Origin of the sequence: Micromonospora sp. SL1-18 (assembly GCF_047921505.1) — a bacterium.
GTDB lineage: Bacteria > Actinomycetota > Actinomycetes > Mycobacteriales > Micromonosporaceae > Micromonospora.
In genome coordinates this window covers 1-387 of record NZ_JBLROA010000228.1, presented here as the reverse complement: position 1 = coordinate 387, position 387 = coordinate 1, and the positions used below count along the sequence as shown (strand labels likewise).

At 66.7% G+C, this 387-nt stretch carries 1 protein-coding gene; it reads left to right on the top strand.

Annotation, left to right across the window (positions count from 1 at the left end):
* Positions 1-15: 15 nt before the first annotated feature.
* On the top strand, positions 16-387 hold a 372-nt coding region (locus ACNAW0_RS30705; protein WP_416291533.1), incomplete at its 3' end, for a hypothetical protein.

Genomic DNA, 387 nt, shown 5'->3' with positions numbered 1-387 from the left:
GTACAGCGCAAGCGGATGTTCGACGTGTTGAAGGCCGACCGGTGGGCGGACGATCCGTTCCTGGCCCGGCAGATGCGCAAGCACTGGAAGCGGGGCCGCAACCACACGCACGATCAGATCGTCGTACGCGCCGACAACTACAATAACGCCGTCGATGGGCGGGGCCGGTTGTGGCTGTGCGTTCCTGGTCTTGAGCCCCGCAAGATGGTCAAGATCCCGTTGTCGACGACCGTCGCGCCGATGGGCACGCTGCGGTTGATCCTGCGCGGCGGTCGGGTGGAGGTGCACTACCAGATCGACGCGGCGGGGATGCGGTCGTCGCAGCGGCCCTGCGGCGGCCAGAAGGTTGGGGTGGACAAGGGCTACACCGAAGCCCTCACCGACTCC